The organism is Arthrospira sp. PCC 9901, from assembly GCF_059013425.1.
In genome coordinates this window covers 2,247,862-2,265,470 of sequence record NZ_CP102296.1, presented here as the reverse complement: position 1 = coordinate 2,265,470, position 17,609 = coordinate 2,247,862, and the positions used below count along the sequence as shown (strand labels likewise).

Annotated in this window: 12 protein-coding genes and 2 tRNA genes; 7 read left to right on the top strand and 7 right to left on the bottom strand. The window is 45.4% G+C overall.

The window, feature by feature from the left end; all coding sequences use genetic code 11:
• Positions 1-11: 11 nt before the first annotated feature.
• Positions 12-2,405, bottom strand: a complete 2,394-nt coding sequence (locus NLZ44_RS09870) for a heavy metal translocating P-type ATPase (protein ID WP_493752651.1) — start codon at positions 2,403-2,405, stop codon at positions 12-14.
• A 143-nt stretch (positions 2,406-2,548) separates the two neighbouring features.
• Here NLZ44_RS09870 and NLZ44_RS09865 point away from each other — a divergent pair, with 143 nt between their 5' ends.
• Positions 2,549-3,688, top strand: coding sequence for a methylglyoxal synthase (locus NLZ44_RS09865; protein ID WP_493752650.1), 1,140 nt, complete (start codon positions 2,549-2,551; stop codon positions 3,686-3,688).
• Entirely contained in the window at positions 3,636-3,884 is a 249-nt protein-coding gene (locus NLZ44_RS09860; RefSeq protein ID WP_493752649.1) for a hypothetical protein, read from the top strand. Before NLZ44_RS09865 ends, NLZ44_RS09860 begins: the two co-directional genes overlap by 53 nt.
• On the opposite strand, the gene NLZ44_RS09855 is transcribed toward NLZ44_RS09860, so the two are convergent.
• Entirely contained in the window at positions 3,881-5,665 is a 1,785-nt protein-coding gene (locus NLZ44_RS09855) for a hemolysin family protein (RefSeq protein WP_493752648.1), read from the bottom strand. The two genes, NLZ44_RS09860 and NLZ44_RS09855, sit on opposite strands and share 4 nt — an antisense overlap.
• A 6-nt stretch (positions 5,666-5,671) precedes the next feature.
• Positions 5,672-6,334, bottom strand: a complete 663-nt coding sequence (locus tag NLZ44_RS09850) for a hypothetical protein (RefSeq protein WP_493752647.1) — start codon at positions 6,332-6,334, stop codon at positions 5,672-5,674.
• Positions 6,335-6,473: 139 nt separating this feature from the next.
• Here NLZ44_RS09850 and NLZ44_RS09845 point away from each other — a divergent pair.
• The 4 genes from NLZ44_RS09845 (at position 6,474) to NLZ44_RS09830 (ending at position 10,046) form a co-directional block, all read left to right on the top strand.
• A tRNA-Met gene (locus NLZ44_RS09845) sits at positions 6,474-6,546 on the top strand.
• Positions 6,547-6,706: 160 nt separating this feature from the next.
• Positions 6,707-7,534, top strand: a complete 828-nt coding sequence (locus NLZ44_RS09840; protein WP_493752646.1) for an Rpn family recombination-promoting nuclease/putative transposase — start codon at positions 6,707-6,709, stop codon at positions 7,532-7,534.
• Positions 7,535-7,849: 315 nt separating this feature from the next.
• Entirely contained in the window at positions 7,850-9,253 is a 1,404-nt protein-coding gene (locus tag NLZ44_RS09835; RefSeq protein WP_493752645.1) for a site-specific integrase, read from the top strand.
• A 598-nt stretch (positions 9,254-9,851) separates the two neighbouring features.
• On the top strand, positions 9,852-10,046 hold the full coding sequence (locus NLZ44_RS09830; protein WP_493752644.1) for a hypothetical protein: 195 nt from the start codon (positions 9,852-9,854) through the stop codon (positions 10,044-10,046).
• A gap of 194 nt (positions 10,047-10,240) precedes the next feature.
• Here the strand turns inward: NLZ44_RS09830 and NLZ44_RS09825 are convergent, their stop codons facing one another.
• From NLZ44_RS09825 to NLZ44_RS09810, 4 genes are all read right to left on the bottom strand, one after another.
• Positions 10,241-10,696 carry a hypothetical protein gene (locus NLZ44_RS09825; RefSeq protein WP_493752643.1) on the bottom strand — a complete coding sequence of 152 codons (456 nt, stop codon included), beginning with the start codon at positions 10,694-10,696 and terminating at the stop codon, positions 10,241-10,243.
• A 439-nt stretch (positions 10,697-11,135) separates the two neighbouring features.
• A tRNA-Asp gene (locus tag NLZ44_RS09820) sits at positions 11,136-11,209 on the bottom strand.
• Positions 11,210-11,278: 69 nt separating this feature from the next.
• Positions 11,279-12,466, bottom strand: a complete 1,188-nt coding sequence (locus NLZ44_RS09815) for an esterase-like activity of phytase family protein (protein ID WP_493752642.1) — start codon at positions 12,464-12,466, stop codon at positions 11,279-11,281.
• 231 nt (positions 12,467-12,697) lie between these two features.
• A complete protein-coding gene (locus NLZ44_RS09810) occupies positions 12,698-15,784 on the bottom strand; it encodes a type ISP restriction/modification enzyme (RefSeq protein WP_493752641.1) in 3,087 nt (1,028 codons plus the stop codon).
• Between the two features lie 404 nt (positions 15,785-16,188).
• Here NLZ44_RS09810 and NLZ44_RS09805 point away from each other — a divergent pair, with 404 nt between their 5' ends.
• Positions 16,189-17,439, top strand: a complete 1,251-nt coding sequence (locus NLZ44_RS09805) for a response regulator (protein ID WP_493752640.1) — start codon at positions 16,189-16,191, stop codon at positions 17,437-17,439.
• Positions 17,440-17,609 lie beyond the last annotated feature (170 nt).

Here is a 17,609-nt window from a genome sequence, read left to right as displayed (position 1 = left end):
AGCTATTCCGGCTAGGATTTTATTGATGGGGGAAAATCGGCGGGGGTGAATTGGCGACGTAATAGTAGGGAATTGGTGACTACACTCACCGAACTAAAAGCCATAAATGCCGCTGCTACCGAGGGACTGAAAACTATACCAAAACCTGGTAGCAGGACACCCGCCGCCATGGGTAAACCGATGGTATTATAAGCAAAAGCCCAGAACAGATTTTGGCGAATTTTGTTGAATGTTTGTTGACTCAACCGAATAGACTCCACTACGTCACCGAGTGCGTCTCCCATGAGTACAATATCAGCAGTTTCGATCGCCACATCAGTTCCGGTTCCCAAAGCGATCGCCACATCAGCCTGAGCCAAAGCCGGAGCATCATTAATCCCATCCCCCACCATGGCTACCCGGTGTCCTTGCTGTTGGTAAGCAGCGATCGCCTTAGCCTTATCTTCCGGTCGCACTTCTGCCAGCACCGACCCCTCAGACAATTGTAGCTCCGAAGCGATCGCCTGGGCTACCGAAAAGCGATCGCCTGTGAGTAGAACTACATTTAACCCCATTTTCTGGAGCCGTTCCACCGTCATTTTAGCATCAGACTTGAGGCGATCGCAAATACCAATCACCCCCACCAACTCATCACCCACAGTCACATATACCACCGTTTGTCCTGGTGGAATTATCGATAACACCGACTCCGACAAAATCACCCCACAGCGGCTCAAACCCTCTGCACTCCCCACCCAAACTCTCTCTCCATCGACCATAGCAGCCGCACCCAGCCCCGTCTGAGTCACAAAACCTTCCGCATCTATAATAGGCAGGTTACGCCCTTCTAAGGCTCTACAGATGGCGGTAGCGATAGGGTGATGGGTTCCCTGTTCCACCGCCGCGGCCAATTGCAAAATCCGGTCCTCACTAAAGCCGTGAGACAAACTAACGCAGGTAGTCACCTGGGGAGAAGCCGTCGTCAAAGTTCCCGTCTTATCAAAAACCACAGTGTGGAGTTGGTGAACCCTCTCTAGGATATCACCACCTTTAATCAATATACCTCGTTCCGCACCGATCGCAGAACCCACTAAAATAGCCGTAGGGGTAGCCAGTCCCAAAGCACAGGGACAAGCAATCACCAAAACAGCGATCGCCAATTTTAGACTCAATAGCAAAGGTGCATCAACCGCCAAATTCACCCCTCCCGATGTCATCACCTCCGGCCAAATTTTAGTGCCAATTGTGTACCAAAAAATGAGAGTCAGCGCCGCCAAACCCATAACCAGATAAGTAAAATATCCCGCCACCTTATCCGCCAAAAATTGAATCGGTGCTTTGCGAGTTTGAGCCGTTTCTACTAAACTGATAATTTGGGCAACAGTAGTTTCTTCTCCCGTGCGAGTTGCCGCAATTATCAGTCCTCCCGACTGGTTTAAAGTTCCCGCAAAAACCATTAAATCCCGTTGTTTAGTCACCGGGAAAGACTCTCCCGTGAGCATCGACTCATCAACCGTACTACTCCCCATAATCACCCTACCATCAACGGGGATTTTATCACCAGGAAAAACCTTAACCAAATCCCCCACCCGCACCTGTTCCGCCGGAACCTCCACCGTCGGAGATGACCAGGCGATCGCCGAATTTTCCTGATTCTGTTCAGGTAGTTGTGTCGAGAGAATCACCTGAGCCGTTGTCGGTTGCAAACCCCACAAAGCCTCAAAAGCCCTAGCCGCCCTAATTCTTGCTTGTTGTTCCAGGGTTTTTCCCAGCAAAATAAACCCCAACAGCATCACAGGTTCATCAAAGAAACACTCCCAACCCAACCGAGGAAATAACAGAGCCACTAAACTGGCAGTATAGGCGCTAATAGTCCCCAATCCCACGAGGGTATTCATATTAGGAGCATTTCGCGCCAGACTACGCACGCCATCCACTATAAGCGATCGGCCTGGGAATAGTAAAGCCAAAGTGGCTAACCCCCAGTGAAACCAAATACTACTCACTAGGGGAAGCCCTCCCCAAGCTATATGATGAAAGTGACCTATTCCCGACAGAAAAATCAGCACCCCACAAATAATCACCCGCCCAATTTGGTCGCGCATTTCTTGGCGGTGACGTTCCTCAAAAGTCAGCTTTTGGTGAGCCGCAGACCCATAACGCAGTTGACTATTAAACCCCGTTTCTGTTAAAATATCAGCCAGTTTTTGTGGATCGACTGTACCGGGTTCACATTCAACCGTCGCCACTTCCGTGGCTAAGTTAACCCGGACAGCAATCACCCCCTGCTGTTGGTTTAATTGGCGTTCTACCGCCATCACACAACCAGCACATTTCATCCCCCCAACATCCAAAATAATCGTCTGGGTGGGTAGGGTAGTCGAGGTTAACTGCTGCTCTGATGTAGTTTGGGGATTTAATTGCATAGATATGGATACCCTAGATATCAGCTAATTTTGAGTTTTTGGGGGAGAAACAGCCCGAAACCATGGCGGGAATTGGTGAAACTTATCCCCAAATAATTGATAATTGTTGACTGTCTACTTTTAACTGTCAACTATAACCCCCCATGTCTACAACCATCGCCCTAATCGCCCATGATAGCCAACGAGAGGAACTGGTCAGCTTTGTAGAAGAGAATACTGTGGCTTTGTCCTTCTACGAACTAATCGCCCCAGAAAGAACCGCCCAATATCTCCTACAGGGAACCGGAGTAGAGGTGCAGGTGTTATCATCTCTCCATCACGGAGGAGATATTGAACTAGCCTATCGCATCCTACAGGAAACAGAAATCGCCGCTGTGATTTTCTTCCTCGATCCTGGTTTTAACTTATCCTCCCCCGAAATTCAAGTATTGATTCGCGCTTGTAACCTGCAAAATGTACCCCTAGCCACCAACCGCGCTACTGCTAGGGCTATGTTAAGCGGTCTCACCCGTAGTCGGTCGGCTTGTTTAATTTTTAACCCGGTTTCCGGGACGGGAAACTCCCAGCAGGACTTGGTTTTGATTCGACAATTGTTAGAACCCCATATTTATCTCAAGGTATCCTTCACTACTCCTACCATTAGCGCCGAACAGTTGGCTCAGGAAGCCGTTGATTCCGGGGTGGATATGGTTATTGCTTCCGGAGGGGATGGAACGGTCTCAGCGGTCGCTGGTGCGGTGATGGGAACAGATATCCCTCTGGGTATCATTCCGCGCGGGACGGCTAATGCTTTTTGTGTGGCTATGGGAATTCCTGGGAATATTCGCGGCGCTTGTAATAATATTATCGCTGGGGTAACTCGCACGGTTGACATTGCTACCTGTAACGCGCGCCCTATGATTCTATTGGCTGGTATTGGTTATGAAGCCGAAACCATTGATAAAGCTGATCGAGAAACTAAGCAGCGTTGGGGCGCTCTGGCTTATATAATGGCGGGATTACAACAACTCGATGAACAAGTCCTTTTTGATACGGAAATCGAGATTGATGGAACTATTAGCCGAGTTCGTTCTGGTGCTGTCACTATTGCTAATGCGGCTCCGGCTACCTCAATTTTAGCTCAAGGTTTGGGAGAGGTTATCCCTAATGATGGGAAGTTAGAGGTGTTGATTTTTGCTGCTAATCAAAACGAAAATCAGAAATTTACTAAAGTTAGAGGCGATCGCTGGTATGGTAGAATTGTTTGGGTCGGCTTTGCTGAAAACCGGAACCCAGCGCGATAACATGATTGGGTTACGCGCCAGTAACGTTAAAGTGAAAACTGAACCCCCTCAAAAAGTTGTCCTAGATGGTGAAATTATCGGGACTACACCCCTGGAAATTCAATGTATTCCCAACGGTTTAAAGATTCTCGCACCGTCCGTTATTCCTCAAACCAATAACGATAATACTGACACCTCAGAAAAGGCTGAGAGTTAACAGTTACCTCCCCCCTCTCCTCTCCTCTCCTCTCCTTCTGTATCCTCAGAGTCGGAAGCATCCCAAAGTTCCGCCATAGTCTTCTCAGCCTCGGTATTTTCTGATAAGGAATTATCGGCAATTTCCGAGGTGTTACTCTCCCCTTGGCGGGTCATTTCATCAATGGCGTTTAAACTCTCCGTTTCCCTATCCTTCTCTCCTTCTGTATCCTCAGAGTCGGAAGCATCCCAAAGTTCCGCCATAGTCTTCTCAGCCTCGGTATTTTCTGATAAGGAATTATCGGCGATTTCCGAGGTGTTACTCTCCCCTTGGCGGGTCATTTCATCAATGGCGTTTAAACTCTCCGTTTCCCTATCCTCCTCAAAGTCGGGAGACTCCAAAAGTTCCGCTATAGTATGATCAGCGTCTGATGTGGTTTCAGTTTCCGACTGATAAATTTGGATCTGTTCCAAACGGGGACCCACCACTAACACCACTTTAAATTCAATATTTCGGTAGGTGAAAACCTCCCCAACGGCGGGGATTTTTTGCAGGTAATAGGTGAGAAAACCCCCCAAAGTTTGATACTCTTCATTTAAGGGTAAATCCAAATTTAACAGTTCGTTAATTTCCTCAACACTCAACTGCGCCTGTACTAAAAAAGTCTGGTCATCGACAAACTGAATATTCACATCTTCATGTTCGGCTAATTCCGAGCCATCCCCAATAATTTCGGAGATGAGATCGTTAATTGTTACCAGTCCGGCTGTACCGCCAAACTCATCTACAACAATAGCCATTTCCTGTTGCGATCGCTGCATTAGGGGTAGTAATTCACTGAGTAACATTTGCTCAGAAATAAACCGAGCAGCGCGAATCCAAGTTAAGATAGGTGTCTGTTCGGAAAGCTGTCTTTCTGCTAAAGGTTTGGCTAAATCCCGAAAATCTAAAATCCCCAAAATATCATCTAAGGATTCCCCAGTAATAGGGTAACGAGAATGATTAGAAACCGCCATTTCTTCTAGGAGGTGTTGAAAGGTGGCGGTGCTAGGAAGCGAGACAATACTGGTGCGGGGAATCATCACCTCTTCCGCTAGTACATCCCCAAATTCAAACACATTATTAAGTAACTGTCTTTCCTCAGCCTCCAAACCCATAGATTCACTAGATGTAGTGATGATTAGTTGCAATTCTTCTGGGGTTACGCGGGTGTAAGGTTGTCCGGTGTAGTTAATCCCACACAGACGCAATAAAAACCGGGTAGACTGATTTAAACACCAGACAAATGGCTTAAAAAACCGAGCGATCGCCAAAGAAGAAGGAGCCAACATTCTCGCGATTTGTTCGGGATATAATAGCGCCAGAGATTTGGGGACTAATTCCCCCAGGACAATTTGCAGATAAGCCAGCAGAAAAAAGGTGACAATCGGAATCGCCAAGGAATGAGCGATCGCCACTTGGAATTGGTGTAGAGGAATTTGAGCAAGTATCTGGCGAATCACTACCGCCATTGTCGATTCACCAATCCAACCCAAAGCCAGACTCGACAGAGTAATCCCAAATTGGGTAGTAGACAGCAATAAATCTATGCGTCTTTGTAAATGCTGAACCGTGAGAGCAGGTAAATCTCCTTCATCCACTAACTGGCTAATTCGCGATCGCCTTACCGACACCATCGAAAATTCAGCCGTCACAAAAAAGGCATTAACAGCAATCAGCAAAAACACCGATAATAATCGCCCAAAAATATCCTGAGCCGTCAGCGTTAATCCTGATAAATCACCCAAGGCACTTGTCTCCATACAATTTTATTGTGCCACAGGAATACCCGACATTTGTAATTGCAAATTTTGCTCTGGATAGTCCGTTAAACTGATAGCCAGTTCCTGAACATTATCTAGCAAAGCCGTAGAGATAGCAATAGTTCCAGTATAAGTTTGACTCCCTGGTGGTAGTTGACCAGGTAGAGAATCTACACTAGCACTTAAAGCACGTCCCTGGTCATCAGTTACATTCAGGAAACTATAAAGAAACCGCACTGATTGATTACCTTCGTTTTTGAGATTGACATTTAGCTGTAAAGAATTGCTGCGGCGTTGGGTGGAGGTGATTTCCATAGTGACACCCCCATCACTGCTAGTAATAGGAAATGTAACTTGGTTAGTGGTTTCCGATCGCGCCTGATCCTCTTCTTTGGGTTTCTCCTGGGGTTGGGGTTGAGGAGGTGGGGTATCCGGATCAACACCCCCGGCTGCTATGCGTTTTTTGACTTGAGCGATAATATCTTCTTCTCTGAGGAGTTTTACTCCCTCTTGACGGGGAGACGATGAGTTATTAATGCGATCGCTAATGTTGCTGGGTCGCACGTCTGGCTGAGTGATTTCCTTGAGTGCATCACGACCGAGTTTATATCCTGTCGAAGAACTGAAGATACCCGCTCCAAACATCATAACCAGCAGTACAATTGTCATGATTACTGTTGAATTCAAGCTGATCTCCTGTGATACTATATGGGTGTGAGTGTCCTTGTATTAATCGCTAATTAGGACTTTTGCTGAGAGTCTTGCATACTCTCGATGTGCTATGCTATCATAAACTACGAAGATTTGTGCGCCCTTGGCCGATTGGGGAGGCAGCGAACTCATAATTCGCCTTCAGACTGGTTCGATTCCAGTAGGGCGCATTTCCCCCCCACAGCCTTATAATAGTCTTATAAGGGGTGCGATCGCATTGATGATTTTATCCCAGGCGATCGCCCATTGCCCGTTGCCTTTCCGGAAGTTAATCAACACCTTTCGGCAGCTCAAGGCAGTGGAACGCCAATTATCGAGGGATTATCCCCTGTGAAAACAGATAGTATATTCTACCGAATTTTCCAACAGTACCCCCGCAGCTTCTTTGAACTGCTGAACCGTCCACCGGAAGAAAGCGATCGCTACCAATTTACCTCTGTGGAAGTGAAACAACTAGCCTTCCGCCTCGACGGAGTGTTTCTGCCGACTGCCTCAGAGGGCGATCGCCCCTTCTACCTAGCCGAGGTGCAATTCCAACCGGACGAAGACCTATATTATCGCATTTTCGCGGAACTGTTCCTGTACTTGCGACAATACCAACCCCCGCACCCGTGGCAAGTGGTGGTTATCTATCCGAACCGGAGCATTGAACGGGAACAGCCCCACCAATTCCGGGAACTCCTGAACTCAGGCAGGGTGACTCGTGTTTATATCGACGAGTTAGAAGCCCAAAACCGTTTAGGAGTTGGTATAATCAAACTGGTACTCGAATCAGAATCCGATGCGATCGCATCAGCCATAAACCTGATCGAACAAGCCGAACAAACCCTTCCCCCAGAATCCATTCAACGGGATATCATTGACATCATCGAAACCATTGTTGTTTACAAATTGCCCCAAATAAGTCGCGAGGAGATTGCCCAAATGTTAGGACTCACCGATTTAAAACAAACCCGATTCTATCAAGAAGCATTTGCCGACGGTCGCCAAGAAGGGCTGCAACAAGGTATCCAACAAGGTCTGCAAGAAGGTCTGCAACGGGAAAGGATAAATATTGTTCTGCGTTTGGCTAATTTAGGAAATAGTGCGATCGCGATCGCCGAAATTTTGGGTTTACCATTAGAGGAAATCGAGCAAATTTTGTCCTCTAACAATTAGGCGCGATCGCCTATTGGCTACCTATCAGTTAACCAGTGGGTTACAATCAAATCTCAAAGTCCCTCTCCCTCTTTGGGATCCAGATTTAGGGTGAGGGCCACAAAGTCCCTCTCCCTCTTTGGGATCCAGATTTAGGGTGAGGGCGATCGCCCACAGCCTTCCCAGAAGTGAACCAACGGGGCAGCATTAATTATTAATAATTAATTATTTAAACGGGACTGACGGGGCTCGAAGTCGTCAGGATAGCTATAACCCCTATTCTACCGTCACTCTAATGCACTCAATGCCGATCGCACATTTAGGAGTGAGTGCAAAATGAGTGTAAGTACAAACAGTGCACATAGTGGTACATATCAAGGCTTTGAGGATATTCTTGAATTTTTCAACCTATCCCGCAAACAATGTCCCAAAGGTGTCAAGATTAAGCGTAACCGAGGGACGATTCAGCTAGATATTACCACTGACCCAGAAACTGAGGGGCGTAAGCAACGGGGATGTAATTGTCAGTTCACTTCTGAGGGCATCCGTAAGGCTGTTGACAAAGCCTGGTTAGTTCATAAATCCCTTGACGGACAATTCCAGTCAGTATCTGAATGGTTGGATTGGTATAAGGCTACTATCCTTGATGAAAACAAAACCCCCCTAGAAAATGACTTAATCACCTATCGTCAAGTGTTTAAAGAAATGGAGGATGATTACTTTAATGGGGTACACAAGAATACTAAACGGAAACGTTCCCGTAGTATAGCTAGTGATACTAGGTCATTTAAACGATGTTTTCTAGATGTGTTTAATAAAGTCACAGATTGGGATACTTACGTTACATGGGAGGGTATCAAAGAAGCGCTATATAGCCCGTTAAAGAATGGTGATAGTCCAGTAGGTAGTAAAACCTTTAAAGACAGGTACTATCGGTTGAAACAGGTGGCGGAACACGCCAACTGCAAAAAAGCACTGGACAAGCTAGAAAAGATTAACTTTACTCAAACAGTATTTACTGAATCCCAAAGCATAGACTTGGAGACCTTACTGAACTTACTAAACAATGAACGCAACACTGATTACCGTTCTGTTCCAGAAAATCAAGCACGTGATAGTTGGTGTTGGGTATCAGCAATGTGTGCTTTATATGGGTTAAGACCATCAGAGATAGCAGCGGGACAAAACCTGACCAAACCGATTAAGATTGACGGCATCACTTTCCCAGCCATATCTGACCCTAACAACATTGAGTTAGTGTTAGTGATTGGTGAGTTTACTTACTTTGGGAGTAGCACCAAAACAGGTCAACGGTTAGCGGTACCAATGTCAAAAGACAAGGCTTTGATTAACCGCCTAGGGATTCATAACGTCTGCTTACCTATCACAACATCTAATCACCCTAACAGTTTTAACAACAATCACAGACTATGGCTTAAGCGTCATAAATGGGGATTTACTCAAGCCTATGCTTTCCGACATCTAGCTAACCAACTAGGAGAGATGAATGGAATTCCACAAGAAATCAGGGCGCGTTCGTTTGGTCACAGTGTGGCAATCAATGATAGCAAGTACAAAAAACGCCGGAACCTTGCCACAGAGTTAGGTATCCTGACACAACATCAAAAGCAGCCATTACCGCTAGAGATGGGAAAACAAGTCTTAACTAATATCGGCATCAATCCAGACCTACCAGAGGTTAAAGCAATTATCAGAGCTCTTTACCAGCTAGACGATTAATTCCCTAATAAACCCACAATACAATACCCTCTAGGTTAAATATCTAGGGGGTTTCATTTTGCACCAACTCCTAAGTGTGCGATCGGTATTGAGTGCATTAGAGTGACGGTAGAATAGGGGTTATAGCTATCCTGACGGCTTCGAGCCCCGTCAGTCCCGTTTATGTCAAACCCCTACCCTAACTGCGGTTACCGGGATTTACTCAACCCGATAGTCGTACCGTCACACTCAAAATGCACTCCATTTAGTCTTAGCACACGGGACGATTAGCGCATATCCCCTAGCAACAAAACTTAATTATTGACGGGTTAATCAATAAGCACAACTTAATTAATCTGTCAAATAGCCACATCTCCCCCCAACCGGACACGCGATAGGGTAGCTCCCTTGCGATACCCGTCAAGGGCAAGCCTATCGGTTCCTAACGTCACCCTTGACTGCTATCGCGACGGTCACGTCCCTAAGAATGTCTGTTCCGGTTGGGGGGAGGATTGTTTCTCAAAATCAACCACCACAGCACTAAAGGATAATTCCCCAATCTATCAATGTACAAAGATAGTCGAGCTATTTTTCGTGGACTAGACCTATAGATAAACCTATGTGCGATCGCTGTAGTGATTGTCTATGGGGTCAAGCCATGATTGTTACTGGGGAGATTCTTGGGAGTGCGATCGCAAAATCTAAATCATCTCCTACCGGAACTAACCCGATACCCCTAAACAAATCTCTAATTGATGGCGATTGCCGAGATGTGAACCGATACCAACATAATCACCTTACCCAAAAACCTTAGCCGTCTATTGGAGGTAATTTAGTTATGGGTATTATGTGGACATGATAGAGTGAGTATTCATATAAACTGATTTACAGACTGTAAATACAGACAGTAAACAGGAAAATACATAGACACCCCCTACAGTCAGAAACCATAGGGGGTCATTTTAGAGTATTGGATTATGGGTTAGGTACTAGGTGGGCTACTAGAGATTAGGGTTTGCGCCAATCATCAGCATTAGGGGTATCTTTGCGGTTAGGGTTCTGATGATTGTTACTCGATTTACAAACGATTCTATCAAAGGAACTTTTCATAAAATCAAGTAAAATACGCAACAATTCACTGTTATAGTCAAGTTTTGACTCGATAACCTTATCTTCCCTAAGTATCGCATAAGTCGAAAGTATAATTATAGCTATCAAAAAAGCTAATTCAATAATTACTATATTCATTGTGTTAATATCCAAAAATAAAGAGTGAACCATTTTATCCGGATTATGTTGGTATCGGTTCACATCTCGGCAATCGCCATCAATTAGAGATTTGTTTAGGGGTATCGGGTTAGTTCCGGTAGGAGATGATTTAGATTTTGCGATCGCACTCCCAAGAATCCCCCCAGTAGTAATCATGGTTTGACCCCATAGACAATCACTACAGCGATCGCTCATAGGTTTATCTATAGGTCTAGTCCACGAAAAATAGCTCGACTATCTTTGTACATTGATAGATTGGGGAATTATCCTTTAGTGCTGTGGTGGTTGATTTTGAGAAACAATCCTCCCCCCAACCGGAACAGACACTCTTGGGAGAAACGACTGACGCAATAGCAGTCAATGGTGAGGTACGAACCGATAGGCTTGCCATTGACGGGTATTGCGAAGGAGTTAACCTATTACTTGTCTGGTTGGGGGGAGATGTGGCTATTTGACAGATTAATTAAGTTGTGCTTATTGATTAACCCGTCAATAATTAAGTTTTGTTGCTAGGGGATATGCGCTAATCGTCCCGTGTGCTAAGACTAAATGGAGTGCATTTTGAGTGTGACGGTACGACTATCGGGTTGAGTAAATCCCGGTAACCGCAGTTAGGGTAGGGGTTTGACATAAACGGGACTGACGGGGCTCGAACCCGCAACTTCCGCCGTGACAGGGCGGTGCTCTAACCAATTGAACTACAGTCCCCTATGGTAGACCCTGATTTGAGGTCTTCGTAGTTAGTGCTTCGTTTTAAGCACAAAATCTATTATCAGCTTAATTCCCGGTTTTGTCAACCCCTGAACCGAAAAAATTTTCTATCCACTCCCAGACCCTTTGCTGATAGGGTTTCGCGCTATATTCGGGGTCGATCGCCAAAGCTACGATCTGGGTGTGTAGTAGCGGGTGGAAATTGTTGTCGCTGACCATGATTAGCGATCGCCTTCCGTCCGGGAAAGTTGGCCCAAAAGTCATCCCCTCCAGATTATCCCAGATTACCTCAGCCTGTATCTCTGGGGGAATCAAGACCGGAGTTTTGCTAACCGGGGTAATTCCCTCTAATTGGTTTCGCAGGCTGTCCAAGGACCTAATATCCGTCGCTTCCTTCACCGATACCTCAAACAGGCGGATCACAAATCCCCGGTCTAGGGAAAATGACCTTTCCATAGCCAGCGATCGCCTCTCACTCACAGCCAGCAACTCCACCAGTCCGTTAAGCTGTAACGTCTCAGACATCAGGGAACTACCCGCGATCGCTTCTGTCATATACAGAAACTGACCATCTACTAAACCCGTCTCCGAATTATAGCGAATTATCCGGCTAGGGCTTCCTTCCTTAACCGTGGCCGCCGGTCCGTCTTGAATTAAAGCATTTTCCGTAGCTGTAAATAGAGTTTTTCCGTCCGGGGTTAGGGTCAGGCTTTCCGTAGCCAGATTATTTCTGACTCCTATATTAGGATTATCCCGCGAAAACAATTGTTTTGGGATGGGTAATTCACTTAGTTGGCGACCCGACTCTAGGGAAAACTCCTTGATAAACGGAGGATAACCCGCCGCTATATTTCCTTCCGAAGCAATCCAAACCGTTTCTCCCGTAAAAGCAATTCCTTCCGGGTCTAAACTATACAATGGGAAGGCTTCCCCGTTGGCGTCTAATATCCGCGTTACTCCTATTACTTCCACCCCTTCTAATTGGAAAGGGTCCCCACTCCAGTGCAATTTCAGCGTGTAAAATCTCGCGTCACCGCGATCGCCTTGGGAGTCCGACACCGCATAATATACATCTTTTTGCCGGTTATAAGTTATTCCCGACAGTCCCCCCACTTCTGTATCCTCAAATCGGAAACCTGTGGGAATCGTGACCGCACCCAAAAACGATGTTAATTCCTGAATGCGATCGGGGGATGGTGGGGTAATTCCTACTTCGATTAATCCCACTGTTACGGTCAGCGGTAATATGGTCATCAGCGAACACTTCAGCCACCACATCAATTTGCGCCAGTCCCGTCAACGGGTAAACTTCCTAGGATTTTCGCGGGTAGATATTTCGGGAATCTTCCCCTCTGTGGGCAATCTCAAAACAGGCTGATTTTTACCCCCCCTTTTAACCTACCAGCCATGGTGATATTTGTCAAGGGTTCCCCCCAGGTTTCCATAACTCACCGATATGGCTGGGGGTAGACGATCATCTTTTCCTTATTCCAGGGAGGGTAATTGATTGACAATATCCACGGTTTCTAAGCTAACTGTAATCACCTGACCAATTAACCTCACAATATATTGTTCATCCTCTAAGCGGTTGGGGTCATTTTCAATACCACTGCGTTTATCTATTTTAACCTGATAGCGGTCAATAATCCAATCTAAAGCTGATCGGTTCCCCAGGCGATATGCAAACACTTTCGGGGGAATACCCGCCAAGGTCAGAAACTCGTTATAAATTAACTGGGTTTTATCTTTACTCAGTTTCATCTTTTCGACACGCCAATTTAACGCGACCTCATCATTTTCGATAAATTCCAGCCGATATTCCGGTTGCTTTTCATAGTTTAGATGAATTTCCGCTAGACGTTTTCCGGCTTTGGCAAAACTCTCAAAGTCGGGGGCGTAGGGAATGCGCGCTATCTCCCTTTTCAGGTTGTCGGCGTATTTTTCCCGATACCTGGGATGGTGTAACAAACCATATATATAATAGAAAATATCCCATTTACTGATAGCCCGGTTTTCGTATTCTTCCCGAAAAGCATCTAACGCCCAGTCCGTGATGTTTTCCTGGCGGTTATTTCCGTCTTCGTCATAAGTGTAGAAAGGGAAAGATTGAGAATCACCAGTAAAATGTAAATCAGGAATGACCCTCACTATCAGAGAGTGAAAAGGCTTACTGCCACCGATACCATTAACACAAATCACCCGATTCTCTTTCTCTGTCTCCGGGGTGGGGAATATGTAGGGAAATTTATAGCGAAAATCATTGATATACTCAGCAAAATAAAGCCAAGATTTCGTGAAAGGACGATACAGAGACTGTCTGATATGCTTCGGGTCATATTCTACGATCACCCCGCGCTTCAAATATTTTTTTAAGTCGCGAGACCAGCTAATTTTAGCGTCATCATAGGTCACAAAATCATCAACCTTAGCCGATTTGTCGGGACAATCAAGCCATTTCCTGGTTTGTTCATTATAGGTGGCGATCATCCTTTGAATATTGGCGGCTAATTCATCAGGATTAAAGTTATACGCCCAAGCATCGCGATGAGTTGCAACTCCCAAGCTAAACAACTTAAAAATCGCCCCCGTCGCGTCTCCCTTGGCGGCTTTGGTTTCCTTGCTTCCCATGGGGATAAAGGTTTCAAAATCCGCGTGCAACCCTGCGGTTAACCAGGTATGTTTTTTGTCCGGTTTAATCTCTTCCCAGTCTACCCCACCCCAGGTTTTTACTTTTTCCAGAAAAGCAAATTTTTCTAAGCGAGTCGCCTTCCAGTCAACCTCACTGTAAAAAATCTGATGTTTATTTATATCTTTTCGTTTCACCAAGAATGTGACCGCTATACCCACCATTGCAGACAAACCAAATACCGTATGTTTTTCTCCAAGGGGAATACCCTCTCGCATCGAGTCTTTGCGGATATTTCCCTTCAAATCTAAAATATAAATTGCGTCAAAATCTTGGGCTAAATGCTGCCGCATTCCATCAAAAGCAATATTATCAATAAAGCTGTTATTGCTGACAAATGCCACAATTCCCTCATCTTCAATCCTATCAGCCGCCCAGCGAAATGCCTTAACGTAGGGGTCGGAAAGTTTATTTTTATTAGTCGCTTTCGAGTCTTTCGCATAAGTTTCCGCCACCCGTTGATCAACTCCTCCCGTTTGGCTATATTTGCGGTTTTTGTTATTGTCGTTATCATTTTGCTGTCCGACATTATAGGGAGGGTTGCCAATGACCACAAAAATGGGGGAACTTTGCTGCTGCTTGACCCGTTGGGTATTTTCGGGAGTAAATAAATCGAGTTGTAATGCTTCTTGCACCGAGAAAGTATCCACCAAACAAATCCCGTCAAAAGGCTGATATTGTCCCGTTGCCGTCAAATATTCATGCTCAATATTCATCGAAGCGATATAATAGGGTAATAACATCACCTCATTGCAGTGTAACTCCTGCTGATACTTATGAGATAAGGCAGTTTTTCTAATCTCCCGCATTATCCGCATAATAAAGTTACCCGTCCCCACAAACGGGTCAAGAATATGCACCCCTTTATCACTCAGAGATTTCTTAAACTCGGTGCGGAGAATCTCATCAATACTTCTCACCATAAAATCGACAATACTCTGAGGCGTGTAAACAATCCCATGGGTATCGGCGACATTGACGGCAAAGCCTTGGAAAAACCTTTCATAAACCGTGTTTAAAAAATGCTGCTTTTCGCTATACTCAGTAATAGTAGCCGCAGCCTCTTCTAAGGCGCGATAAAAATAATCAACATCTCCCAGAAAATGAGCGCGACTAAACGACTTGGAGGTTAAAGCCTCGATCACCTTCTCAATTTCCACCGCGATAATATTGCGCCGGGTAAAATCGGGGTTATTAAAAATCTGTCGGAAAATCCTTTCGGTGAGTAAATGCTGAATCAGCATCTCTTCCACAGCCGCATCAGAAATATTAGGATTAATCGACTGACGGCACAGGTTACTAAACCCTTGAAAAGCCCCAATAAACTGGGGATTAGTTTTGCGTTGACTCTCGATTAAATCAACCAGTTTTTCCCCCAACCCGCGCACTTTCTCGCCAAATTCGGCGGCGGCTTTCTCCCAATTTTCGATTTGGGGTGGGCGATATTCAAAAAACAACTTTAGACTTTCGACCAAGGCTTCCGGTTTGGTGATATCCTGGTCATAGACTTGTTTTCCCCCTTGCCAAATAATCACCCGGTCAGGGGACTGAAAAATAATGTTATCTTTGGGGTAGCCTTTGGCAAATTTCTTTTGTACTTCTTTGGGTAAGTCGTCGGCGGTGTCTTTAGCTTCCCAAATGCCATGTTTTAGGGTATCATCTCGGACAAATAACCCATCAACTTGAATCCGTTTTTTGGCGGTCAACTTCAGGCTGTTTTCCTGTACCAAAATCCAATTAAACTGCTGACAACAGGAAGTTAACAAATCGGCAAAAGCGACTTTAACCGCCCCTTCATTAGCCGCCCCCAACTTCTGAAAGTTTTGTAATGTTTGGTAATAGGACTTTACCGCCTTGTGGGAAGGTTTCAAATTCAGAGTAGCCATAAGTAATTAATAATTAATAATTAATAATTAACGATTCTTGATTATTGCCGGGGGCAAGTGCGGTCTTAGGAGAACCCGGGTCTACCATGATCAATTGTCCATTATACATTATCCACCAGGAGGGATTGAGTTTAAGCAATGAATAATTAATAATTAACAATTAACAATTCTTCATTATTGCCGGGGGCAAGTGCGGTCCTAGGAGAACCCGCGTCCACCATGATCAATTGTCCATTATCAATTATCCACGATGGATTGAGTTAATCCACTATTTATGCTATCCTAACCAGAGTGTAGACAGTGTAGACAGTAATGTTGCCCTTACCCTACTCAATCCCATTATTGAGTTGTATGAGAGCATTAACTAGAAAATTTCAGCGATCGTCAGGAGGCCAAGCGGCTTCATGCAAGGCTCTTTAAATGAAATCGATATCCGCAGTATATTGCAGTTGGTCGAAGTGGGTCAACGCACAGGTCAGCTAATGGTGGAAGCCTATAGCCCCGCCGCCTCGGTAGTGTCGGAAAAATATAGCGATCGCTTTAAGGGTAACTGCTGGCTAGTTTTTTGCTCCAACGGTAGAATTGTCTATGCTGGGGAAAGCGAGGGTAGCCTGAAAAGACTGCGGGACTATATGCGCCGCTACAAGTTAACAGAAGTCCTCAATGAGTTAGAAGTGCCGTCAATTACGGCAGTTAACGCGCCCGAATACGGCTATTTGTGGGTGCTACTAGAACAAAACATGATTACCCCCACCCAGGGGCGCAGCATTCTCCATGGGATGATTTCCGAAACCCTATTCGACCTTCTCAGCCTTCACCACGGGGCTTTTAACTTTGAAATGGGTTCACCCCTAGCACCGCAATTAATGACTTTACAAATCAACACGGTGTTACCTAAAATTATGAAACAGGTGCAGGAGTGGAAAACTTTTCACCCCCATATCCAATCCCCGAGTCAGTGTCCCCTCATTTTAGACCCAGACAAACTTAGACAAGTAGTGCGTCCCAATGTCTTTGAGACTTTAACCCGTTGGGCGGACGGAAAAACGACTTTCAGGCAAATTGCCCGTTATTTGAACCGAGATATTGTCGCAGTCACCAAGGCGATCTATCCTTTTGTACAACAGGGTTTTGTGCAGCTGCGCTTTCGGCCGACCGAACCAAGTCCGTACCCCCGTTCTCAGTTCGAGAGTAAGGTTCCCCGCATTGTCTGTATTGATGACGACCGTGTAATTCGGGAGACAGTAGAGTTAATCTTAACGGAGCATGGCTACGAGGCGACGGCTATAGGTCATCCCCTGAAGGCATTAAGTCAAGTTTTCCAACTGAAACCAGATCTGATTTTATGCGATATCGCCATGCCGGAACTAAATGGATATGAAATTTGCGCGATGTTGCGAAGTTCTAGTGCTTTTCGGGAAACTCCGATTATCATGCTAACAGGCATTGATGGATTTATCGATCGCCTCAAAGCCAGAATGGTGAGAGCGACCAATTATCTGACCAAACCCTTTAGCGAAGGGGAGTTACTTACCCTAGTAGAAAACTATATTGGTACAGCGGACGGCCATTCCCTGAAGCTAGAAAGTCAACTCGCAGAAGCCTTTTCCTATAACTGGCCTTCTCTTGACTCGGAAGAGTCTCATTCGGTCTAGCCAAAGTGTAATCAATCCGTAGCGAACTTAGGTATACTTGAGATTAAAGCCATTCGCATTAAGGATTTGCTCAAATCAACTCTGCGGGTGGAATATCGCGGTTGCAATAAAGCCAGTGGCCTCTTGCATAAAATCCGGTAATTTCCGGCAGGATCTGGAAATTACTCCTC

Excerpts from the sequence above, each read along its gene's own strand:
- NLZ44_RS09825 (WP_493752643.1), bottom strand. The coding sequence starts at position 10,696 with ATGAGCGATCGCTGTAGTGATTGTCTATGGGGTCAAACCATGATTACT.
- NLZ44_RS09870 (WP_493752651.1), bottom strand. The coding sequence starts at position 2,405 with ATGCAATTAAATCCCCAAACTACATCAGAGCAGCAGTTAACCTCGACT.
- NLZ44_RS09850 (WP_493752647.1), bottom strand. The coding sequence starts at position 6,334 with ATGACAATTGTACTGCTGGTTATGATGTTTGGAGCGGGTATCTTCAGT.
- NLZ44_RS09830 (WP_493752644.1), top strand. The coding sequence starts at position 9,852 with ATGTGCGATCGCTGTAGTGATTGTCTATGGGGTCAAGCCATGATTGTT.
- NLZ44_RS09865 (WP_493752650.1), top strand. The coding sequence starts at position 2,549 with ATGTCTACAACCATCGCCCTAATCGCCCATGATAGCCAACGAGAGGAA.
- NLZ44_RS09860 (WP_493752649.1), top strand. The coding sequence starts at position 3,636 with ATGGTAGAATTGTTTGGGTCGGCTTTGCTGAAAACCGGAACCCAGCGC.
- NLZ44_RS09835 (WP_493752645.1), top strand. The coding sequence starts at position 7,850 with ATGAGTGTAAGTACAAACAGTGCACATAGTGGTACATATCAAGGCTTT.
- NLZ44_RS09855 (WP_493752648.1), bottom strand. The coding sequence starts at position 5,665 with ATGGAGACAAGTGCCTTGGGTGATTTATCAGGATTAACGCTGACGGCT.
- NLZ44_RS09815 (WP_493752642.1), bottom strand. The coding sequence starts at position 12,466 with ATGACCATATTACCGCTGACCGTAACAGTGGGATTAATCGAAGTAGGA.
- NLZ44_RS09810 (WP_493752641.1), bottom strand. The coding sequence starts at position 15,784 with ATGGCTACTCTGAATTTGAAACCTTCCCACAAGGCGGTAAAGTCCTAT.
- NLZ44_RS09805 (WP_493752640.1), top strand. The coding sequence starts at position 16,189 with ATGCAAGGCTCTTTAAATGAAATCGATATCCGCAGTATATTGCAGTTG.